At 60.5% G+C, this 20,788-nt stretch carries 17 protein-coding genes; 4 read left to right on the plus strand and 13 right to left on the minus strand.

Annotation, left to right across the window (positions count from 1 at the left end; translation table 11 throughout):
- The first annotated feature begins 63 nt into the window (after positions 1-63).
- Positions 64-1,863, plus strand: coding sequence for an NAD(P)/FAD-dependent oxidoreductase (locus tag RF819_RS07450; RefSeq protein ID WP_078364410.1), 1,800 nt, complete (start codon positions 64-66; stop codon positions 1,861-1,863).
- A gap of 167 nt (positions 1,864-2,030) precedes the next feature.
- Here RF819_RS07450 and RF819_RS07455 read toward each other — a convergent pair whose 3' ends face one another.
- The 8 genes from RF819_RS07455 to RF819_RS07490 all read right to left on the minus strand — a co-directional run bounded on the left by RF819_RS07455 (position 2,031) and on the right by RF819_RS07490 (position 12,987).
- Positions 2,031-2,924 carry a hypothetical protein gene (locus tag RF819_RS07455; RefSeq protein WP_143541626.1) on the minus strand — a complete coding sequence of 298 codons (894 nt, stop codon included), beginning with the start codon at positions 2,922-2,924 and terminating at the stop codon, positions 2,031-2,033.
- A gap of 329 nt (positions 2,925-3,253) precedes the next feature.
- Positions 3,254-3,760 carry a 2-thiouracil desulfurase family protein gene (locus RF819_RS07460; RefSeq protein WP_143541814.1) on the minus strand — a complete coding sequence of 169 codons (507 nt, stop codon included), beginning with the start codon at positions 3,758-3,760 and terminating at the stop codon, positions 3,254-3,256.
- Positions 3,761-3,798: 38 nt separating this feature from the next.
- The gene (locus RF819_RS07465; protein ID WP_078364413.1) at positions 3,799-4,545 is read right to left on the minus strand and encodes an SAM-dependent methyltransferase; all 747 of its coding nucleotides are present in this window, start codon (positions 4,543-4,545) and stop codon (positions 3,799-3,801) included.
- 397 nt (positions 4,546-4,942) lie between these two features.
- Positions 4,943-6,346, minus strand: a complete 1,404-nt coding sequence (locus tag RF819_RS07470) for an efflux transporter outer membrane subunit (RefSeq protein WP_078364414.1) — start codon at positions 6,344-6,346, stop codon at positions 4,943-4,945.
- Between the two features lie 5 nt (positions 6,347-6,351).
- Complete coding sequence (locus RF819_RS07475; protein WP_078366824.1) at positions 6,352-9,489, minus strand: multidrug efflux RND transporter permease subunit; 3,138 nt, start codon at positions 9,487-9,489, stop codon at positions 6,352-6,354.
- Between the two features lie 16 nt (positions 9,490-9,505).
- On the minus strand, positions 9,506-10,660 hold the full coding sequence (locus RF819_RS07480; protein ID WP_078364415.1) for an efflux RND transporter periplasmic adaptor subunit: 1,155 nt from the start codon (positions 10,658-10,660) through the stop codon (positions 9,506-9,508).
- Between the two features lie 180 nt (positions 10,661-10,840).
- Positions 10,841-12,673 (minus strand): phosphoethanolamine transferase, encoded by a 1,833-nt coding sequence (locus tag RF819_RS07485; protein ID WP_244899878.1) that lies wholly within the window; start codon positions 12,671-12,673, stop codon positions 10,841-10,843.
- Positions 12,586-12,987 (minus strand): hypothetical protein, encoded by a 402-nt coding sequence (locus RF819_RS07490; RefSeq protein WP_143541627.1) that lies wholly within the window; start codon positions 12,985-12,987, stop codon positions 12,586-12,588. The genes RF819_RS07485 and RF819_RS07490 overlap by 88 nt, the downstream gene beginning before the upstream one ends.
- A 100-nt stretch (positions 12,988-13,087) precedes the next feature.
- Here RF819_RS07490 and RF819_RS07495 point away from each other — a divergent pair, with 100 nt between their 5' ends.
- Positions 13,088-13,825 carry a response regulator gene (locus RF819_RS07495; RefSeq protein ID WP_078366826.1) on the plus strand — a complete coding sequence of 246 codons (738 nt, stop codon included), beginning with the start codon at positions 13,088-13,090 and terminating at the stop codon, positions 13,823-13,825.
- Entirely contained in the window at positions 13,822-14,940 is a 1,119-nt protein-coding gene (locus RF819_RS07500; protein ID WP_078364417.1) for an ATP-binding protein, read from the plus strand. Before RF819_RS07495 ends, RF819_RS07500 begins: the two co-directional genes overlap by 4 nt.
- Positions 14,941-15,150: 210 nt before the next feature.
- Here RF819_RS07500 and RF819_RS07505 read toward each other — a convergent pair whose 3' ends face one another.
- From RF819_RS07505 to RF819_RS07520, 4 genes are read right to left on the minus strand one after another with little or no spacing between them, the layout of a single operon-like run.
- Positions 15,151-16,170, minus strand: a complete 1,020-nt coding sequence (locus RF819_RS07505; RefSeq protein ID WP_078364418.1) for a TRAP transporter substrate-binding protein — start codon at positions 16,168-16,170, stop codon at positions 15,151-15,153.
- A 54-nt stretch (positions 16,171-16,224) separates the two neighbouring features.
- On the minus strand, positions 16,225-17,517 hold the full coding sequence (locus RF819_RS07510) for a TRAP transporter large permease (protein WP_078364419.1): 1,293 nt from the start codon (positions 17,515-17,517) through the stop codon (positions 16,225-16,227).
- A gap of 6 nt (positions 17,518-17,523) precedes the next feature.
- Complete coding sequence (locus tag RF819_RS07515; protein WP_078364420.1) at positions 17,524-18,036, minus strand: TRAP transporter small permease; 513 nt, start codon at positions 18,034-18,036, stop codon at positions 17,524-17,526.
- On the minus strand, positions 18,033-18,536 hold the full coding sequence (locus RF819_RS07520; RefSeq protein WP_078364421.1) for a gluconokinase: 504 nt from the start codon (positions 18,534-18,536) through the stop codon (positions 18,033-18,035). Before RF819_RS07520 ends, RF819_RS07515 begins: the two co-directional genes overlap by 4 nt.
- Positions 18,537-18,713: 177 nt before the next feature.
- On the opposite strand from RF819_RS07520, the gene gntR reads away from it, so the two are divergent.
- A complete protein-coding gene (gene gntR / locus RF819_RS07525) occupies positions 18,714-19,748 on the plus strand; it encodes an HTH-type transcriptional regulator GntR (protein ID WP_078364422.1) in 1,035 nt (344 codons plus the stop codon).
- 72 nt (positions 19,749-19,820) lie between these two features.
- Here gntR and rhtB read toward each other — a convergent pair whose 3' ends face one another.
- Positions 19,821-20,450 carry a homoserine/homoserine lactone efflux protein gene (gene rhtB, locus RF819_RS07530; RefSeq protein ID WP_078364423.1) on the minus strand — a complete coding sequence of 210 codons (630 nt, stop codon included), beginning with the start codon at positions 20,448-20,450 and terminating at the stop codon, positions 19,821-19,823.
- Positions 20,451-20,788 lie beyond the last annotated feature (338 nt).

Genomic DNA, 20,788 nt, shown 5'->3' on the forward strand with positions numbered 1-20,788 from the left:
CTGACGGCGCAGCGTACCGCGCCATTTATCATCACCCCCCTGCTTGATGAACACGAGCCCGCCATGATCAGACTCTCAGAACTCAAACTTCCCCTGTCCGCCCTGCCGGTGGTGACCCGCCGCTCTGCCGATGCCCCGGCTGAAACCGATGCCGACCGCGCACCCATCATCCATCCGTTTGAGGCCCTGACGCGAATGAGCGCGCAGGCGTTGGGTGTGGACCTAGCAGACATCACCCACTTGCACGTCTTCAAACGCAGTTTTGACGCGCGCAAGGCCGAACTGCTGGCGGTGTTCATCGTCGACGTCACGTTGAACGATCCGGCGCTGGAAACCCGGCTGCTGGCCCAGTTTCAAGGCAACCCACACATCCAGCCCACACCCGACATGGCTTACAAGCTGGTGGCCAGCGCGCCCGCCAATTTGCCGCGGCGTCCGGTGGTGGTGGGTTTTGGCCCGTGTGGCATGTTTGCCGCGCTCATTTTGGCGCAGATGGGGTTCAAACCCATCGTGCTGGAGCGTGGCCGCAAGGTGCGTGAACGCACCAAAGACACCTGGGGCCTGTGGCGCAAACACGTGCTCAACCCCGAGAGCAATGTGCAGTTTGGTGAAGGCGGCGCCGGCACGTTTTCGGACGGTAAGTTGTGGAGCCAGATCAAAGACCCGCGCCACCTGGGCCGCCAGGTGATGACCGAGTTTGTGAATTTTGGCGCGCCGCCCGAGATTCTGGTGGAAGCGCACCCGCACATCGGCACCTTCAAGCTGGTCAAGGTGGTCGAGAACCTGCGCGAACGCATCATCGCCCTGGGTGGCGAAATTCGCTTTGAGCAGCGCGTGATGGATGTCGAGGTCGACACAGCCAACGGCAAACGCCAGCTGCGTAGCCTGACGGTGCTGGATCAGGCCAGCGGTCAGACGTATGACTTGCGCGCCGACCAGGTCATCCTGGCGCTGGGCCACAGCGCACGCGACACCTTTGCCATGTTGCATGGGCGTGGTGTGGCCACCCAGGCCAAACCGTTTTCGGTGGGCTTTCGGATTGAACACCCACAAAGCCTGATCGACCGCGCACTGTGGGGCCGCCACGCGGGCAACCCGGTGCTGGGCGCCGCTGCCTACAAGCTGGTGCACCACGCGCAAAACGGCCGCGCCGTCTACAGCTTTTGCATGTGCCCGGGCGGCACCGTGGTGGCCGCCACGAGTGAGCCGGGCCGGGTCGTGACCAACGGCATGAGCCAGTACTCACGCGCCGAGCGCAACGCCAACGCCGGGCTGGTGGTGGGCATCGAGCCCATCGACTACCCGCAAGACAGCGCCGCGTTTATCGAGGCTTTTGGGCCTGTGACCGGCGAACAATATGCGCAGGAAGCTCTGGAATTGAGAGCACTCGACCCGAAAGCCGTGCACCCACTGGCGGGCATCAACCTGCAGCGCCAGCTCGAAGCCAACGCCTATGTGCTGGGCGGCAGCACCTACGAAGCACCCGGCCAGCTGGTGGGTGACTTCATCCGGGGTGAGGCATCGAGCCAGTTTGGCAGTGTGTTGCCCTCGTACAAACCGGGCGTCAAGCTGGGCGATTTGCATGGCGCCCTGCCCGACTACGCGATAACCGCGCTGCGTGAGGCGCTGCCGGTGTTTGGCAAAAAGATCAAAGGTTTTGACCTGCCCGACGCGGTGTTGACCGGGGTGGAGACCCGCACCTCGTCGCCCTTGCGCATGCCGCGTGGTGAGGATTTTCAGAGCATCAACACGGCGGGTCTGTATCCGGGTGGTGAAGGCGCGGGTTACGCGGGCGGCATCCTGTCGGCGGCGGTGGATGGCATCAAGCTGGCGGAGGCGCTGGCGCGGCGGGTAGTTGGGTAGTTATTGGTCACATTGGCCTGCAGCCCTTATCTTTCAAGGGCCTGTAGCTATCGTTTCTTTGGATTGCTTGGTGCGCGTGGCGCTAGGCGAGCGGCGGGGTAACCGTTCTGCCGACGACGATATCCCTTGACAGTCAAGTCTCGATAAAAAAATCAGACCACATACGTCTACCCTCCGATAAGACCGATTTGGTTTCCCTTCGGCCCGCGGACTACGACATCTACTTTACGGACCTCGTACTCGGTGTGTACCACTTCGTTGTCATATCCGTAGGAGACTTCTTCATAGAGAGTAACGCGAAGCGAGTCACCAGGACCCAGCTCCACGAGTCCCTTTTGAAAGTTGTCGAGCCAATATTCATCACAAATCTTAGCCTCAATAGTCAGCGTCCCGTACTTGAATGTCCACTTTGAGGTTCCGAGATAGTCAGGCTTTTTGACTTTGAGGATTCGCTCCCCAGTGTTTTCTAACCGTTCCCGCGTAACTATCTCACGAATGACTTCACCAGAAACAACAAGGTCTGGATTGAAACTGGATCTACCTTCCAGGGATGCGAAAGTTGCGCGATCACGCTTTTCAAGCGGCACCATTGCGTCGTTTACCGCTGATATGTCAGACAGGAGCGAGGGAGTGTCAATCTGAGCATATGCGGGAAGAAGCTTAATGTCAGTGTCATGGGCGAGCTTTGTTAGATCAGCTTCGAGTCGCTTCACATCCTCTCGGTCAGATATTTCATTTCTTTCCCCGCACCAATCAAGGATTGTGTGCTTACCCTTTAGCAGGAAGTGACCGATCAGCTTCTTTATGTCACCCTGCTGAAGCGGTTCGTCTGGTATCGCGTCAATGACAGTTCGCAAACGTGACTTTAACGAGGCGGCTTCGATATCTTGAAGAACAAGGCTTGTCCGAACGGAAGCGCCGAGCATCGGAGCAAGATGACCATCTAACCGTTGGAAGGCATCAATTAGTCCCGCCATGGAGCGGAAAACTCGCGTCGGATCACCTTCGCCTCTGGCGAACTCGATGCGAATATCGAAGTCGACAAATGCTCGGTCATTCACGATATATCCACCTCCGGTCTAACTTGATGTGGCCCAGTCGTCCCGCTTGCTGAATCAGTTGCGGAAGATACCGGGGTTCAAGCACTATAGCCAGCGCATCACCCCGGCAAACTTACATGGCATGAAGTTCTTCTTCCAGTGGCAACAGCACAACGGTGATTCGCGTTGTCTGTGCGGCATGGGGGGACGTATCTGCACGATTGGCAGCCCATCTCAGCGCCAACACACCTTTGCGCAAAAAGTGCCTACATCCCTCATAGATTAAGGGATAGCCGCTATCAATACCATACTAATCCAGCCACCCTCACAAGCTGGCGGTTGGCTCTGACTCAAGCCGCTTCCCCAGCTTCCAGCCGTAGCAGCAAGTCGTTGGCCTCCACAAACTGCGCCTCGCTGAAGACGCGGATACCGGCACTTTCCAGCAGAGCCGCTGTCACGCCGCGCTCGACCATGCGCTGGCCGGTGAAACTGCCGTCGTAGATGTAACCCGAGCCGCAGGAGGGGCTGCCTTCCTTGAGCACGGCCACGCGGATGTCTTGGCTTTGGGCTTGTACCAGCACGTGCCGGGCGCCGGAGATGAATGCATCCGACACGTCCTGGCCTTGTCGGTCAATCACCCTGGCTTGGCCCAGCAAAACCTTGGCGCCGCCCGCGCCCAAACTGATTTCAGCGGGTGGGCGTGGCACGGGCAGGCCGCCTGAGACCTCGGGGCACACCGGGACCACGCGGCCCTGTGCTAACCAGCGTGCCAACACCTCGCTGTCGCAGCGTTTGTGGATGGCGTTGTAACGGACCGGGCTGCCAAGCAGGCAGGCGCTGACCAGCACCAGCGGCAAGGGTGCCGGCCAGACGGAGGGGGGTGCGGCGTCGCGGCTCATCGTGGCACCAAAACAAACACGCCCCAGCCCAGGTACTCGCGGGTGTAGGTGGCGTAGCGCTGTGGCTCGGAGTGGAGCCGGGCGCGCACCTCGGGGGCAAAGTCGTCGCCCGGGTTGGCATCCAGCCAGCGGCGCATGGTGAGCCATTTGGCGGCCTCGTAGCGGTCCCAGCTGTCCTGGTCGGCCAACACCATTTCAACCACGTCGTAGCCCAGGTGGCCCCAATAGGCGATCAGCGCGGGCAGTGTGTAGAAGTCGCTGATGGCGTGGGCCTGGCAGCCTTGGGCCACCTCTTCGGTCGGGGGCAACTGGCGCCAAAACGGCTCACCAATGAGGATGATCCCGCCGGGGCTCAGGCTCTGCGCCAGCAGCGCCGCCGTGCCCGCAATACCCCCGGCAATCCAGGTGGCGCCCACACACGCGGCCACATCCACCTTCTGGTCAGAAACGTACCCTGCTGCATCACCGTGGATGAACTTGACCTGGTGGGCCACGCCGAGTTCTTGCGCACGGTGTTGGGCTTGCTCGGTGAACAGCTGGCTCATGTCAACACCGGTGCCGGTGATGTGGTGGTCACGCGCCCAGGTGCACAACATCTCGCCCGAGCCGCTGCCCAGGTCGAGCAGACTGGCCCCAGGCGTCAGTCGTAATGCCGCGCCGAGGGTGGCGAGTTTGTCGGGGGAGAACGGGTTGTGGATGCGGTGCGCGCTCTCGGTGATGGTGAAGATCCGTGGGATGTCCATGGCAGAGAAAGTCCTGGCAGGTGTTAAGGGTCCATGTGATCACGTTGTGAGTGATGTCACCAACCGCCCAGAGGGGTGGACGGCTGTGCCCTGTGGTCCTGCGGGCTGGATCAGCGGCGAGAGGCACCGGGCTGCAAAGACTATAGCGCGCGCCTCACAGCGGCATGGCAGGAATGGGAAGAGGAATTTGTCCCAGTGGCGCTGTCGCAACAGCCCAGCGGGAGACAGCCACCACCGTCAGCCTCTCAATGAACCCGTAGAAGCCTTGAGCACAGAGCAAGATGTCTTCAGGCACCAGCACGTCAGAACCGCTGGCGGCTGACGACCTGTGAAAGATATGCGTCGGGCGGCGCCATCTCTCGACGGGGGTCGAAGGCTATGGGTTTGTCATCGAGCCCTACTCGGTGACGCGCTTGTCTGCCTGCGAATGGCCGCCACCCAGCGCCTTGTAAAGCGCAACGGCGTTGGCCATCTCGGCGCTGCGCAGATCCAGCAGGGTTTGCCGCGCGGCATACAGTTGCCGTTGTGCATCGAGCAACTCCAGGCGGCCATCGACACCGGCTCGGTAGCGAAGGTCTGACAGCGCAAGCCGCCTTGTCGCGCTGACCACCACCCGCTGTTGCGCATCCACTTGACGGCCGTAGGTTTCCCGCCCAGCGAGCCCATCGGCAACTTCGCGGAACGCGATCTGGATGGCTCGCTCGTATTCGGCCACCGCGCTGGATGTGCGCACTTCAGCCAGACGCAACTCGGAACGCAATCTGCCCGCATTAAAAATCGGAAGGCTGAGCTGTGGCGCAAAACTCCAGACCCGGCTGCCGCTGTTGAACAAGTTGCCCATCTCCGGGCTGGCATAACCCAGAGCGCCGGTCAGCGACAGACGCGGAAAGAACGCTGCTCGTGCCGCACCGACATCGGCATTGGCGGCGCGCAAATTGTGTTCGGCTTGAAGAATGTCCGGGCGGTGTGTCAGCAGCTCGGAAGGCAGTCCTGCCGACAGTACGGGCCGGGGCAGATCGTCCAGCAACAGCGCAGTCGGCAAACCGTCGGGAATCGCTGTGCCAAGCAGCAATTGCAGGGCATTGCGGGTTTGCTCCAGCGCACGGGTGCGCGCCTCCAGGTCGGCCTCGGCGCTGGCCACCTGCCCCTCCGCTTGGGAGACATCCAGCCCGCTGCTCTGCTTTGCGGCTTTCAGACTACGGGCCAACTCAAGGGATTGCCGCCAATCCGTCAAGGTTTGCTGCGCCAGCCGCAACTGTTCCTGCGCAAAGAGCCCGGCATGGTAGGCATCTGCCACCGCGCCGATCAGGGCGACCTGAGCGGTCTTTTGCCCTTGCTCACTGGCCAGATAGCGGGAAAATGCCGCGTCGCTGAGCGCACGTGCGCGGCCAAACAGGTCAAGCTCGAACGCACTGATGCCCAGCCCCAGGTTGTGCTGGGTGCTGACAGAAGATCCGGCGCTGCGGCTTTCGCCACGTTGGCGGGTGACACCCGCAGTTGCGTCGATTGCGGGCAGTTGCATCGCGCGCTGAATACCGTATTGCGCTTGCACGGCCTGGACGTTCAAGGCAGCCAAACGGAGATCGCGGTTGTTCTCAAGCGCCAGGCTGATCAGACCTTGTAGATGTGGGTCGGGAAACATCGCTCGCCAGTCCAAGTCTGAGATCTTGGCTTGTGTATCCGCGCCACTCGCCAACGGGTAGCGCGTCGGCACGGGCGCTTCGGGCGTTACCAAGGGGGGTGTCAGCGAACAAGCCGACAGGCCCAAGGCTAGTGCCAGCAAAAACAGGTGTCGTCTCATGGGTATCACTCCTCTTGAGCCTGAACATGACGCGACTGGCGCGCTGCGCGCCAGGATGCGAAACGCTCCTGGAAGCCCATCACAAACACAAAAAACACGGGCACAAAGAAGATCGCCAGAACGGTGGCGCTGACCATGCCGCCGAACACCCCTGTACCGATGGCATGCTGGGTTTCGGCACTGGCCCCCATGGCCAGCATCAAAGGAACAACGCCCAGACCGAAGGCCAGCGAGGTCATCAGAATCGGCCGCAGCCGCAAGCGCGACGCTGTGAGCGCCGCATCGACCAAGCTGCTGCCTTGGTCACGCAGCTGTCTGGCCACTTCGACAATCAGGATCGCGTTCTTGGCGGAAAGCCCGATCACAGTGATCATGCCGACCTTGAAGAACACATCGTTGGGCATACCTCGCAGCAGCACCGCAAGCACGGCGCCCAGCAAACCCAAAGGCACCACCAGCATCACCGATACCGGAATACTCCAGCTTTCGTAAAGTGCCGCCAGCACCAGAAACACCACCAGCATCGACAGGGCCATCAGCATGGGGGCCTGTGCTGCGGATTGGCGCTCCTGCAAGGACTGCCCCGTCCAGGATACGCCAAAACCGGGTGGCAGCTGTTTGACCAGACGTTCCATCTCGGCCATGGCCTGGCCGCTGGAGACCCCCGGTGCTGCGCTGCCGGTGACTCGCACCGCCGGGAACCCCTGGAAACGCACCAACTGTTGCGGCGTGTCGCTCCAGACCGGCTTCACCAGTTCGGAGAGAGACACCATGCCGCCGTTGGCGTTGCGTACATGGAGCTTGAGCACATCATCGATCTGCATGCGTGCGGGTGCATCCGCCTGAACAATCACTTGCTGCATACGCCCGGCATTCGGGAAATCATTGACATAAAGTGAGCCCATGGCCGTAGACAGCGTGTCGCTGATGCTGGTGAAAGCGACGCCCAGGGCCTCTGCCTTCTGACGGTCGATATCCAGGCGGATGCTGGTTCCGGTCGGCAGCCCTTCCGGAATGACTTCGGTCACCAGCTTGCTTTGCGCCGCCAGCTTGAGCAGTCTGGCCTCGGCGGATTTCAATGCCGCGTGTCCCTGGCCTGTGCGGTCCAGCAGGCGCATGGTGAAGCCCGAGGTCGTGCCCAGCTCATCAATGGCAGGCGGTAGATGACTCATGACCATTCCATCAGACGTATCGGCCATGGCCTCTTGGGTCAAGGTCAGCTCTTCACGTGCCGTCGCACCGTCGCGTTGCCCCCAGTCCTTCAAGGTTGTGAAGGACATCGCAGCATTCGGGCCAGAGCCTGAGAAACCAAAGCCGAGGACGGACAGGCTGGACTCGATACCCGGGCGCGACACAATGTGGCGCTCGAACTTTCGCACGACATCCAGGGTTCGCTCACTGGTTGCATCGGCCGGCAACTGGAATACCGTCATGAAGTAACCCTGATCCTCCTCGGGCAGAAACGAGGAAGGCAGTTGCCTGTATCCGACCAGCAGGACCGCCGTCAGCGCAGCAAATACCAGCATGACCCTGCCGGACCGCATGATCAGCCTGCCGACCTGAGTTTGATAACTTTGGCTCATCTGCTCAAAGCGCCGGTTGAACCAGGTCGAAAAGCGATCTCGCGGGTGATGCGCCGGATCAACAGGCTTCAGCAGCGTGGCACACAAAGCGGGCGTCAGGCTCAGTGCCAGGAAAGCCGAGAACAGAATCGATACGGCCATCGACAGACTGAATTGTTTGTAGATGGCGCCGACCGAGCCGCTGGCAAACGCCATGGGAATGAACACAGCCGTCAGCACCAGCGTGATGCCGATCACTGCCCCAGTGATCTCTTGCATGGCCTTGATGGTGGCGGCGCGCGGAGACAAACCCTCGTGCGCCATGATGCGCTCAACGTTCTCAACCACGACGATCGCGTCATCCACCACGATGCCAATCGCCAGCACCATGCCGAACATGGTCAACACATTGATCGAGAACCCCGCCAACAACATCACGGAGAACGTTCCGAGCAAGGCTATCGGAACCACGATCGCGGGAATCAAGGTGTATCTGATGTTCTGCAAGAACAGGAACATCACCAGGAATACCAGCACCATGGCTTCGGCCAGCGTATGGAGAACCTTTTCGATCGAGATCTTGACGAAAGGCGCCGTATCCAGCGGAACGGAATAACTCATGCCAACCGGCATCGCCTTGCTTAGCTCTTCCAATCGCGCTTTGATGGCATCCGATGTTTTTACCGCGTTGGCGCCTGGCGCAAGTTGCACGGCCGCGGCAGTGGCACTCTTGCCGTTCTCCCGAATGTCAAAACCATAGGCCGCAGCCCCGAGTTCAACACGTGCAACATCGCCAAGCACCACCCTGGAGCCGTTCGCCCCAGCCTTGAGCACAATGCGGGAAAACTCTTCAGGGTCGGTGAGTTGCCCCCGAATTGTGAGTGGCACGGTGACACGCTGACCCGGTAACGTCGGAGCCGAGCCAATACTGCCGGGCGCGATAGGTGCATTCTGCTGGCTGATGGCTGCGGACAGATCGGCCATGGTCAGGCCGTAGGCAATCAGCTTGTCGGGGTTGACCCAGATCCGCATGGCCCGTTCGGCACCGAACAACTGCACACGCCCGACACCCTGGATGCGACGTAGCTCTTCCACCATGTTACGAGCCATGTAGTCACTGAGCTCGACTTCACTGAAGCGACCGTTGTCTGATCTCAGTGCGATGATCATCAGGAAGCCGGACGAAGCCGACTCCACCGTCAGACCATTCTGGCGAACAGCCTGGGGCAGGCGAGATTCAACCGATTTGAGTCTGTTCTGTACGTCGATCTGAGCCATCTCAGGATCTGTGCCCGGTTTGAACGTTATCTCGACCGAGGCCGAACCCGAGGTGTCGGCCGATGACTCGAAATACAACAGGTTCTTGACACCGGACAACTCCTTTTCGATGAGGCTGAGCACCCCATCACTCATCGTCTCCGGCGTGGCGCCCGGATACGTGGCCATCACGGTGACACTGGGCGGCGCAACGGATGGATACTGTGCAATCGGCAGGTTGGGAATCGCGATGACGCCGAGCACGATGATGAACAGGGCGATCACCCAGGCAAAGACCGGGCGATGAATGAAAAACTTGGGCATGGCAAACGTCTCCCGATCAATCAGGCGTGGCGGGTTCAGGAGCGGCATGCTCTCGGGGCAAGACCGGCATGCCATCCGTCAGGCGATTCATGCCCTCGACGGCAATACGCTGGCCATGGGCCACCCCTGAAACGACGCGATAGTTGTGACCAACCAGTTCACCAAGCTCAACCGGCGTGAGGTGCGCAAGGTTTTGAACATCGATCACCCACACGAACACCTTCCCTTTGGATCGCACCACGGCCTGCTGTGGCACGGTCAAGGCGTCGGGATAACGAGCGACGGGCACCCGTGCATGCACGAACATGCCCGGCAGCAGCTGACGCTTCGGGTTATCGACCTGAATGCGCAACAACACATCACCCGTACCGGGATCAACACTGATCCCGGAAAACAGGATCTGACCGCTGGCCACATTGGATTCGCCATTGCTGCTCAGAATGCTGACCGGCAGCCCTTTGCCGACATCCTGCCCCTGGGCAAGAGACTGCTGAAGGCGAGCGAGCGAGGCGGCTGAACGACGCACATCGACATACACCTTGTCGATCTGCTGAATGCGCGCCATCGGCTGGTTATCGGTGCTGCTGACCAGCGCGCCCTCGGCGACCAGTGCCTGATCGATACGACCGGAAATCGGCGCGTCCACGGTGGCGTACTTCAGGTCGAGTTGCTTGCGCACCAGTGTGGCCCGTGCCAGCGCCACGTCAGCCAGCGCTTGGTCGCGCAGTGACACCGTATCGTCGTAGGTCTGACGGCTGATCGCATCGGTGTCCACGAGTGGCCCCAGACGCTGTACTTGAAGCTGAGCACGCGACAGTACGGCCTCTGCCCTTTGCAACGCAGCCGCCGCCGTATCTCTGTCCGCAGCAAGCGGCGCCGGATTGATCTGGAACAAAGGCTGTCCAGCGATGACGTCCCGGCCTTGCTCGAACAGGCGTCGCTGGACGATACCGCCAACTTGCGGACGGATTTCGACGGCACGCAAGGCCTCCACCCGGCCATGTAGGTCTTCAGTCAGTTCCACCGGCGAAGAGGCAACAAGCACCGTGGATACATGGGGGGCAGACGATGCGTCCTCTGGCTCCAGCTTCCCACAGGATCCCAGCATCAAGGTGACGACGACCATCGCGGCCAATGCACAAACCAACTGACAACGTTTATCAAAATTCATATACCGTTCCTTTGAAAACTGGCGACAAAGCGTCCAGCACGTCAAGTTCTGAAGCCACCTTGGGGTTTCGCTACAGACATGTGAAGCCTCATCAGTGCAGGCAATGCAGCCGCACTTCCAAAATCCCTGGCGCGTTTCGGCAACCGATGGCGATCCAGGGAGACACGATCAACCTTCGCTTCATGCATACGGCTCGTCGGTTCGAGCTGAAGGAGAGGATCGCTCTATTGACCGGCGGGATTTCGCGTTCGCGTCAGACTGGAGCGGCGCGGTGCAGGCAGAGGCAAGGTCGTAGCGACTGTCGTAGATACCCGAGCGAATGTCCAGCAGGCCGAGCACAGAATGGAACAGATGGTCGTGCGCAACCGGCTCCACTGCGCGGGCACGCAAGCAATCCGTGTTTAGGGAAAAACTGGAACGGTACTGGTCCGACACCCACATCACCATCGGCACCTCTTTCTGGACCGACGGCGCGACAGCGTAAGGCATACCGTGCAGGTAGAGCCCGTACTCACCAAGCGACTCGCCATGATCGGAGACGAAGATCATCGCCGTGTCGTGGGTGGCCTGCTTCTCCTTCAAAAAGGCGATGGTCTGCGCGAGCACGTGATCGGTGTAGCGCAGCGCGTTGTCGAAGGTGTTGACGATTTCCTGCTGTGTGCAGCGGCCGAGATCGGCCGTTTCACAGGTCGGGGTGAAGTGCCGGAACTCGGCTGGGTAACGCTTGGCGTAGTTTGGGCCATGGTTGCCAATCATGTGCAGGAACAGCACCGTGTTCTCGGCCCTGCCCGCAGTCAGTGTGCGGGCGCCGGAGACCAGGGCGCTGTCGAAACAATTCCCGTCGGGACAGATGGCGGGCATCGCTGCGGGCTCCGGGCGCCATGTTTCCAACCCGTCGCAGGTGCCCTTGCAGCCAGATTGATTGTCGAGCCACACCACGCGCCATCCGGCGTGGGCCAGGACATGCGGCAGGGCTTCGCTGTTGCGAATGCGCTCTTCGTCGTAGGCGCGTCGGCCAACGGCGGAGAGCATACACGGCAGAGATACCTCGGTGCTGGTTCCGCAGGCCGTGACTTTCGGGAAGTTGATCACATCCAGTGCGGCCAGTTGTGGTGTGGTTTGCCGCGCATAACCAGAGAGTCCCCAATTGGCGGCCCGCGCGGTTTCGCCGACGACCACAACCAAAAGTACCGGCTTGGTGCGATCGGCCCACCCTGGGCCGAGCACGGCATCGGTTCCAACGGGCTGTCGCGTCTGCTTGGCGGCACCATCTGCGATGGCGACGCGTACGCTCGAATAAAGAAGGTTGGCTGGTGTGATCAGATAACGTGCCTCCTTGTTCCCGCGCATGAAGGCCGAGAAATCCTTGAACGACGTCATCAATGCCCCGACACCAACGAGCAAAGCAACCGCGACGCAGGCGACGCGCACACCGATGGCGTTCAGTGCCGGTTGGCTGCGAATGTCGACCGCATAAATCAACGCAAGTGGCGGCAGCAGTCTGACCGCTATGGGCAGCACCATCGCGTAGGACAGCAACTCACCCGCCTCGCGCGGATCGGTGGCGAGAACGTTGCGGACCATCCCCGGGTCCAAATAGACGTGGTAGCCCTGCATGAAATAGGTGGCCACCGCCGTTCCCGCCGCGAGAAAGGCCAGCAGGGCACGGACTGTTGGCCGGGGAACAAGTGTTGCGAGCACCGCCAGCAGCACAAAATGCAGTGCCGTCAACGCCACGCCAAGTGCTATTGCATAAAAGATGCTACTTGGTTCGGACAGGGATCGGCCAGCCAGTGCCACGCCCCAAAACAGCGGGTTGGCGGATGCCGTAAACCAAAGGGAGAGGATCAGCGCGAGGGTTTCGATGCGCATGACCAGACGACGGCTGGGCATGCCGACAGAAACAGGGAGCAGTGCAGTGGTGGTCATTGTGGTCTTGTCGGTGTCGCGTTTGCGTTCAGCCACTTCCAGAAGATCGACAGCATGGCGAACAGAAGCACCGTACTGAGCCAAGCCGTGGCGAGGGTGTGAGAAAGGAAATGCATGCCACGCATCTGCTGAACCCAACCCATCGTCAGGCCGACAGAAAGGCCACCACAGAAGGCCAGCGGGCCGTGCAAGTTGGACAACGCCTTTAGGCTGCCCACAAGCAGCGGTTCAGACATGGCGGCGACAACCAGCGCGGTTGGCGCAATCAGGACGAATGCTGAAGCGGCACCTGATTGCGTGTGCGTGGGGATCGTTCTCCTCGTTGTCGGGCCCCGCATTGCCAGAGCCGACGCAGCCGCAAACAAGCGGCCGCGCCAGGAGAACGGATTGGTCTTCATGCATATTCCTTCATTGCGCATTGCTCACGCCCAATTCTCAATAGACCCTATGGAGCGCTCGCTGACACAATGTGAAGATTCAATGGAGACAGATGACGCAATGATCAATCAGCAACCCAACACCAACCCACCTGGAAAAACTCAGGCCTTGGTGCTCATTGCAGAAGACGAAGAAGAGATTGCAGAGATTCTTGCCGCCTACCTCGTTCGCAGTGGCTTGCGCTGCCTGCATGCCAGAAATGGACGGGAAGCCTTGGTTTTGCACCTGCGCCACAAACCCGATCTGGTGCTGTTGGATGTGCAGATGCCTGAAGTGGATGGCTGGCGCGTCCTGTCGGAAATTCGCCATCGGGGCACCACACCGGTGATCATGCTGACCGCCATGGATCAAGACATCGACAAACTGACCGGGCTGCGTATTGGAGCGGATGACTACGTGGTCAAACCCTTCAACCCTGCCGAAGTGGTTGCGCGCACTCAGGCAGTTCTTCGCCGCGCTTCCCCGCAAAGTGGCCGCAACGACAAACAGGTGATGCGCGTTGCGCCGTTTCAGATTGACCTGGACAACCATGAAGTCATGGTGGAGGCAAATGGCAGGATGCAGAAACTGGAACTCACACTAACCGAGTTCAAACTGCTGGCGCAACTGGCGCGCACACCCAAGCGCGTTTTCAGTCGGGCAGAGTTACTTGTCAACTCGCTGCCAGAAGGCGATGCCCTTGAGCGAACCGTGGATAGCCACCTCAGCAAACTGCGCAAAAAGCTTGAGGGCTTGGGCATAACGGGCATTCCCAGCGGGGTGCGCGGAGTGGGCTACCGGCTTTGGAGCGGGGAATGAAGCTGGTCGGGCTCAGCCGACGGATTGCGCTCTCCATGATGGCCATGGCCTTGGGTGCCATCCTGCTGGTTGTCACAACGTCCTATGCCTTTTATTCGCTTTGGGAACAGTACTGGCCTGACAATCCTCCTACGGAAAGTATTGTTCCGACGGGCCCAGAATGGGCCTGGTTGATTGCCACCACACTGGCTTCGCTGGGACTGGCTGCCGTCCTTGCCGTCAACTTGTCGCGCCGCATTCTTGCCCCGCTGAACTCGTTGACAGAGGCCATCCGTCGTGTTGCCCAAGGAGATTTGTCGGCGAGAGCGTCGGCAGATGACAGGTCGCTGGGTGAAGCCACGCAATTGGTGGACGACTTCAACCTGCTCGCCGACAAATTACAGCGCATGAGCAAAGAGCAGGTCTTCTGGAATGCGGCGATCGCCCACGAACTGCGCACCCCAGTCACCATTTTGCGTGGACGCTTGCACGGGCTGGCCGAAGGTGTGTTCGCCCCGGAAGAGGCTCAATTCCGCAGTTTGTTGCTGCAGGTTGAGGGCTTGAACCAGCTCATCGAAGACCTGCGCGTGGTCAGTTTGGCCGAAAGCGGTCATCTTGACGTGCGCGTTCAACAGGTCGACCTGGGCGCAGAAATCAGGTCAGTTGTTGGTCTTGTTGCGGCGTCTCTTGCCAAGGCCGGCCTGCGACCCATCCTGGACCTGCAGGTACAGCATGCGTGTTGCGACCCAGCCAGAATTCGGCAGGCTCTTCTGGCCATTCTGGAGAACGCCAGAAAACACGCCGTGCCCGGCACCATAAGGGTTCTGACACGCTTGGATGATGGTCAGTTTCGCCTCATCGTTGTCGATGAGGGGCCTGGTATCGCCGAAGACTTTTTGCCACATGTTTTCACAGCGTTCCGACGTTCTCCGCAAGCGCGAGGCAGTGGCAGCGGCCTCGGTCTGGCCGTGGTTGCGGCCATTGCACAGGCACATGGCGGACAAGCGAAGTGTTATCCATCACCTGAGACTGGGACAACCTTCGAAATGTGTTGGCCACATCACGATGATCTCGGAGTCACCGAACCACCACGTGCGCCTCAATCACCCTCTGCGGCTGAACCGCCGAGGGACTAAACCGCTTGCGGTACTCGTCGATCAACGAAGTTGGCGATACACCCACCTTCTGATCAGAAACGTACCCGACGGGAGACACCCAGCACCGATTTCATATAAAAAAAGCGCCTGCAGCCCTGATGAATCAAGGGCTAGGCGCTATCAATCGTGTAATGCTGGTTAAGCTGAGCCAGAGGCACGGCTCCCAACGAAGCCTTGCCCCAGCAGCATTTATTTCCCGCTGCGGATCTTCTTGAGCTCAGCCTGGGTTTCGTTCCACAGGTCCATGCCGATATCGGCACCAATGCTGGCGTACACCTTGGTCAGCTTGTCGCGCATGCGGCCGGCTTCAACGGGAGACAGTTCGTTGATCTGCATGCCCTTGGCTTTGAGGTCGCCCATGGCCTTGGCGGCTTCGTCGCGGGTGTCCTTGCGCTCGAAATCACGGCTCACCTTGGCGGCATCCATCAGCACCTTTTGCTCGTCTTTCGAGAGCTGGTCCCACCACTTCTTGCTGGCGGTGACGATCCAGGGGCTGTAGACGTGGTTGGTCACCGTCATGTACTTCTGCACTTCGTAGAACTTGCTCGACAAAATGGTGTTGAACGGGTTTTCCTGGCCGTCGACCGTGTTGGTTTCGAGTGCGCTGAACAGTTCAGAAAAGGCCAGCGGGATGGCGTTGGCACCCAGGGTCTGGAAGCTGCTCAGGAACACGTTGTTCTGCATCACACGCAGCTTGATGCCCTGCATGTCTTCCATCTTGGTGATGGCGCGTTTGCTGTTGGTCAGGTTACGGAAGCCGTTTTCCCAGTAGACCAGGCCCACCATGCCTTTGTCCTGCAGCTTGTTGCGCACCTTGTCACCAATCGGGCCGTCGAGCAGGGTGTCGGCCTCTTTCACGTTGCCAATCAGGAACGGTGTGTCCCACAGCGCCATTTCTTTGCTGATGCCCACCAGGGTGGCGGTAGAGCCGACCATCATTTCCTGCGCGCCACCAATCAGCGCCTGTTGCATCTGGTTGTCCGGGCCGAGCGCGGCGGCGCCAATGGCGCGCACCTTCATCTTGCCACCGGAGAGTTTGGCCACTTCGTCGGCAAACACCTTGGCGGCGCGGCCCTGGTTGCTTTGTTCGTTGAGGCCATAACCAAAACGGATCAGGCGCGGCTTGATGTCTTGCGCCAAGGCGGAAAACGAGGCGCTGAGCACGGCCACACTGGCTGCGGCGATGAGGGTTCTGCGAAGCAATGTCATAAGAATCTCCTGTTGTTGAAATGAAACACGTGAAAAGAGTTGGAAAAATGAACGTCAGCGCATCCAGGCAACGGGTGCGGTAACGATCTGCGGGAACGCAATAAACAGGGCCAGGATGCACAGGTAGGTGATCAAGAACGGGCTGATGCCCCTGATCACATGGTGCAGCGGTACCCGCCCGACACTGGCCACCACGTTGAGCACCGTGCCCACGGGCGGGGTGATCAGCCCGATGGAGCCGTTCAGAATGAACATCAGGCCAAAGTAGACCGGGTCAATACCGGCCTTGACCGCAATCGGCAACATCACCGGGGCGAAGATCAGGATGGTGGGCGTCAGGTCGAGCGAGGTGCCAATCATCACCAGCACCAGCATCATCACCACCATCAGCAGCTTGGGGCTTTCCACCAGGGGCCCGAGCCAGGCGGTCAACACATTGGGCAGGTCAGCCAGGGTCACCATGTAGCTGGCCACCTGGGCACCGGCACACAAGAACATCACGATGGCCGTGGTGCGAGAGGCACGCACCAGCACGTCGTAGATCTGCACCAGCTTCATTTCGCGGTGGATAAACAGCGAAACGGCCAGCGAATAAAACGCAGCCACCACAGCGGCCTCGGTCGGGGTGAACAGGCCAGACTTCATGCCGCCGATGATGATGATGGGCATCAGCAGCGCCCAGAAGGCCTTGAGCGTGGCTTTGAGACGTGCCTTGATCGGAAGCGCCTCACCCTTGGGCAGGCTCAGGTCACGCAGCACCAGCTTCCAGGCAAAGATCAGGCCCACACCCATGATCAGCCCCGGCACGATGCCCGAGAGGAACAGCAGCGAGATCGAGGTGTTGGTGGTCACGCCGTAAATGATGAACGGCATGCTGGGTGGAATGATCGGCGCAATGATGCCACCGGCCCCAATCAGCCCGGCCGAGGTGTGCAAGGGGTAACCTTGCTGGCGCATCATCGGCAGCAAAATGGTCGCCAGCGCAGCGGTGTCGGCCAGTGCCGAGCCGCTCATGCTGGCCATCAACACCGCAGCACCAATCGCCACAAAACCCAGGCCACCACGGATGTGGCCGACCCAGGCCTGCGCCATGGTGATGATGCGTTGGCTGATGCCCCCCGCGTTCATCAATTCACCAGCCAGAATGAAGAAAGGCACCGCCAGCAGCGGAAAGCTGTCGACCCCACCCACCAGGTTTTGCGCCAGCAGCTGGGTGTCCCAGAACCCCAGCACATAAGACATGGCGGCACCGGTGAGCGCCAGCGCCAACCCCATGTTCATGCCAATGCCCAACAGCGACAACATGCCACCGATGAACACAAAAAAAGCCAGACCTTCGATTGACATGACGACTTACTCCTGCTCTGCGGTCACACCCAAAAACAAGGGCGTGCGCTTGATAAATTCGACCAAAGCCATCACACAAATCGCACTGGTACACAAAAAGGCGGGCAAGGGCAACAGCGCGGTGGGGTAACGCAGCACCACCGAATAGCTGTCCAGGCCCACCACCACCTGCTGCCAGGCACCCCAGGCAATCAGGCCGCTCGAGGTCATCACCAGCAGGCGGATCAACAGCGTGGCGGCCAACAAGGCCCGAGGCTTGTGGCGCAACAGCCCGACCAGGCTGGTGAAGGTCATGTGTTCACCGGCCGGGTAAGCGGCGGTGGCACCAATAAACACCATCCAGACAAACAGCAGGCGCGACAGCTCTTCGCTGGCGGCCACACCGCTGCCAAAGCCATAACGCAGCACCACATTGATAAAGACGGAGAGCGCCATCACCCCCAGACAGATCGCCATCAGGGTGCTGGCCAGCCGCCGGAAGGTGCTGTCCTTGGGTGCGATGTGTGTGCTGTTGCTCATGTCAACTCCTTGTGAGTCATCCAGGCCGCGACTTCAGCCTGCAGTTGCGGCAGCGGTTTGGCCGCGTCCAGCGTCAACACACCGGGTTCACCACTGGGATCTTGCAGGGTGGCAAACTGGCTGTCCACCAGCGTGGTGGAGAAAAAATGCGCGTCGCGTGAACCCACCCGCGCCTGGGCATCTTCGCGGCTGATCTGCAAAAAGGCAAATCGCAAGCCCGGCGAAGCCAAGCGCAGCCGGTCGCGGTAGGCTTGTTTGAGCGCCGAGCAGGTCAGCACAATGCCACCCGGCTGCTGGCGCAGCTGCTCACCCAATCGGTCCAGCCAGCCCGCACGGTCCGCGTCAGTCAGGGCGATGCCTTGGCTCATCTTCTGGCGGCTCTCGGGGCTGTGGAAGTCGTCACCCTCCACCAGTGGCAGCTGCAACACCTGGGCCACACCACTGCCCAGGCTGGACTTGCCACACCCGGCCACCCCCATAATCACAATTGAAATATTCATCATCGTTGTTTGGATAGCGCTATCCCAAAAAATCAAATAAAAAGGTGGTGTCGCTGCCAGCTTGCCCCACCGTGCCTCTTGACAACAAGCGGCGAAGGAGCAATCTGGCTTGACTCCGACCTTCGGATAGCGCTATCCTAGTCCCGCTCACTTTGGTTGTACCCTAGTATTTACCCTATGTCCTCCACAAAAAAATCCAGCCCCCGATCTCGTGCCACCGGCCGTGTCACCCTGGCCGATGTGGCCCAACTGGCGCAGGTGAGCCCGATCACCGTGTCACGCGCACTGCGGGGTGAGCGCGCGGTGGACGCGCTGCTGGTGGCTCGGGTGCAGGCGGCGGCCAAGGAGCTGGGCTATGTGCCCGACCCGGCAGCACGCGCCCTGGCCTCTCGCCACAGTGCCCAGGTGGTGGTGCTGGTGCCGCTGCTCTCCAACGCCTTGTTTGTCGATGTGCTGGAGGCGGTGCAGCGCAGTCTGCGCCCGGCGGGTTACCAGATGCTGATGGGGGTGACGCATTACGACGCCAACGAAGAAGAACACCTGCTGCGTGAACTGCTGCAGCACCGCCCGGCGGGCCTGCTGGTCACCGGGTTTGAGCGCAACGAAGCCACCCGCCAGATGATGGCGACCAGTGGGGTGCCCTGTGTGCACCTGATGGAGGTGTCCAACACCGAAGGCGTTTACAGCGTGGGCTTTTCACAAACCGATGCGGGTGCCGAGATGACCCGGCACCTGCTGGCGCGCGGCAAACGCCGCATCGCTTTTGCGGGCGCCCAGCTCGACCCGCGCACCCGCCAGCGGCTGGCGGGCTGGCGCACCGAGCTGCAGCAGGCCCAGCTGTATGACCCGCAACTGGAGTGGCTCAACCCCGCGCCCTCTTCCATGGCCCTGGGTGGGGAGATGTTGACCCAGATCCTGCAAACGCAGCCCGAGGTGGATGCCATCTTTTTCTGCAACGACGACTTGGCGCAAGGCGCCCTGCTGGCGGCCCTGCGTCTGGGGCTGGCGGTGCCAGAGCGGGTGGCGATTGCCGGGTTCAACGACCTGACCGGCAGCGACCAGATGTTGCCAGCGCTCACCACCGTACACACCCCACGCAGCGAAATCGGCACAGCGGCGGCCAATATGCTGGTGGCGCTGATCAACCGCGAACCGGTGGCCTGTCCCGGTGTCGATCTGGGCTACAGGCTGGTGGTGCGCGCCAGCACTTGACCGGTGGATATATAGAAAATCGGCCTATAGCCCTTATATATCAAGGGCCAGCAGCTATCAAAGACGTAACACTCAGGCCGAGCGTTTGAACAGCGCCAGCAGGGACCCGGCCAGCACAAACAGACTGCCAAAGGTGCGGTTCATGGCGCGGATGTGGGCCGGTTTCTTGAGCGCGCCCAGCACCCGTGAAGCCAGCGCGGTGTAACCCGCCATCACCACCATGTCGGTGAACGCTAGCGTGGCGCCGATGATCAGGTACTGCGGCAGTAAGGGCTCGGCGGTGCTGATGAACTGCGGCACCACCGCCAGCAAAAACACCGTGCCTTTTGGGTTGACCACATTGATCATCCAGGCCTTGAGGATCAGCTTGCGCTGGCTCACCACCTCGTCGCTGTCGGATGCCGCCACCATCGGCCGCGCCGGTGCCCGCCACTGCTGGATGCCCAGCCACACCAGGTAAGCCACACCGAGCCACTTGACCACCACAAACGCGGTGTGTGAGGTGGCCATCAGCGCACCGAGCCCCACACCCACAATCAGCAACTGCGTCCAGATGCCCAGCACCAAGCCAAATATCGTGACATAACCGTATTTGAAGCCGTGGTTGAGCCCCGCGCTCATGGACGCAATGGCGCCCGGGCCGGGGGAGATGCTGATGGCCCAGGAGGCCGCGAAAAAGGTGAGCCAGGTTGAGAGTTCCATACGGCAAGTCTAGCGGTTCTGAACGGTGCTTGGTCTGTGCCGATCAGGGTTCGCTGATGGGTACTCGCCAATGAATGATCACCGATGGCACTGGGGCGAATGCTTGCGCGAATGTCCCCCGCCCTGCGGGCTCCTCCTTGATTTCGCTCCACCATTCACCCCAATGTCATCGGTAGCCAACACTTTGGGGTTGTCGCATGACGACCGCAAGCTTGAAGCCTTGTTGGCTGACTCAGGACGGCGTGGCATTCAGCGCAGCGAGGACTTGGGGTTTTGCCACATCAAGGAGGAGCCCGCAGGGCGGGGGACAGCCGCGGAGCTGAGTGCCGCGTCGTCCT

This window comes from Rhodoferax fermentans, from assembly GCF_002017865.1.
Taxonomy (GTDB): domain Bacteria; phylum Pseudomonadota; class Gammaproteobacteria; order Burkholderiales; family Burkholderiaceae_C; genus Rhodoferax; species Rhodoferax fermentans.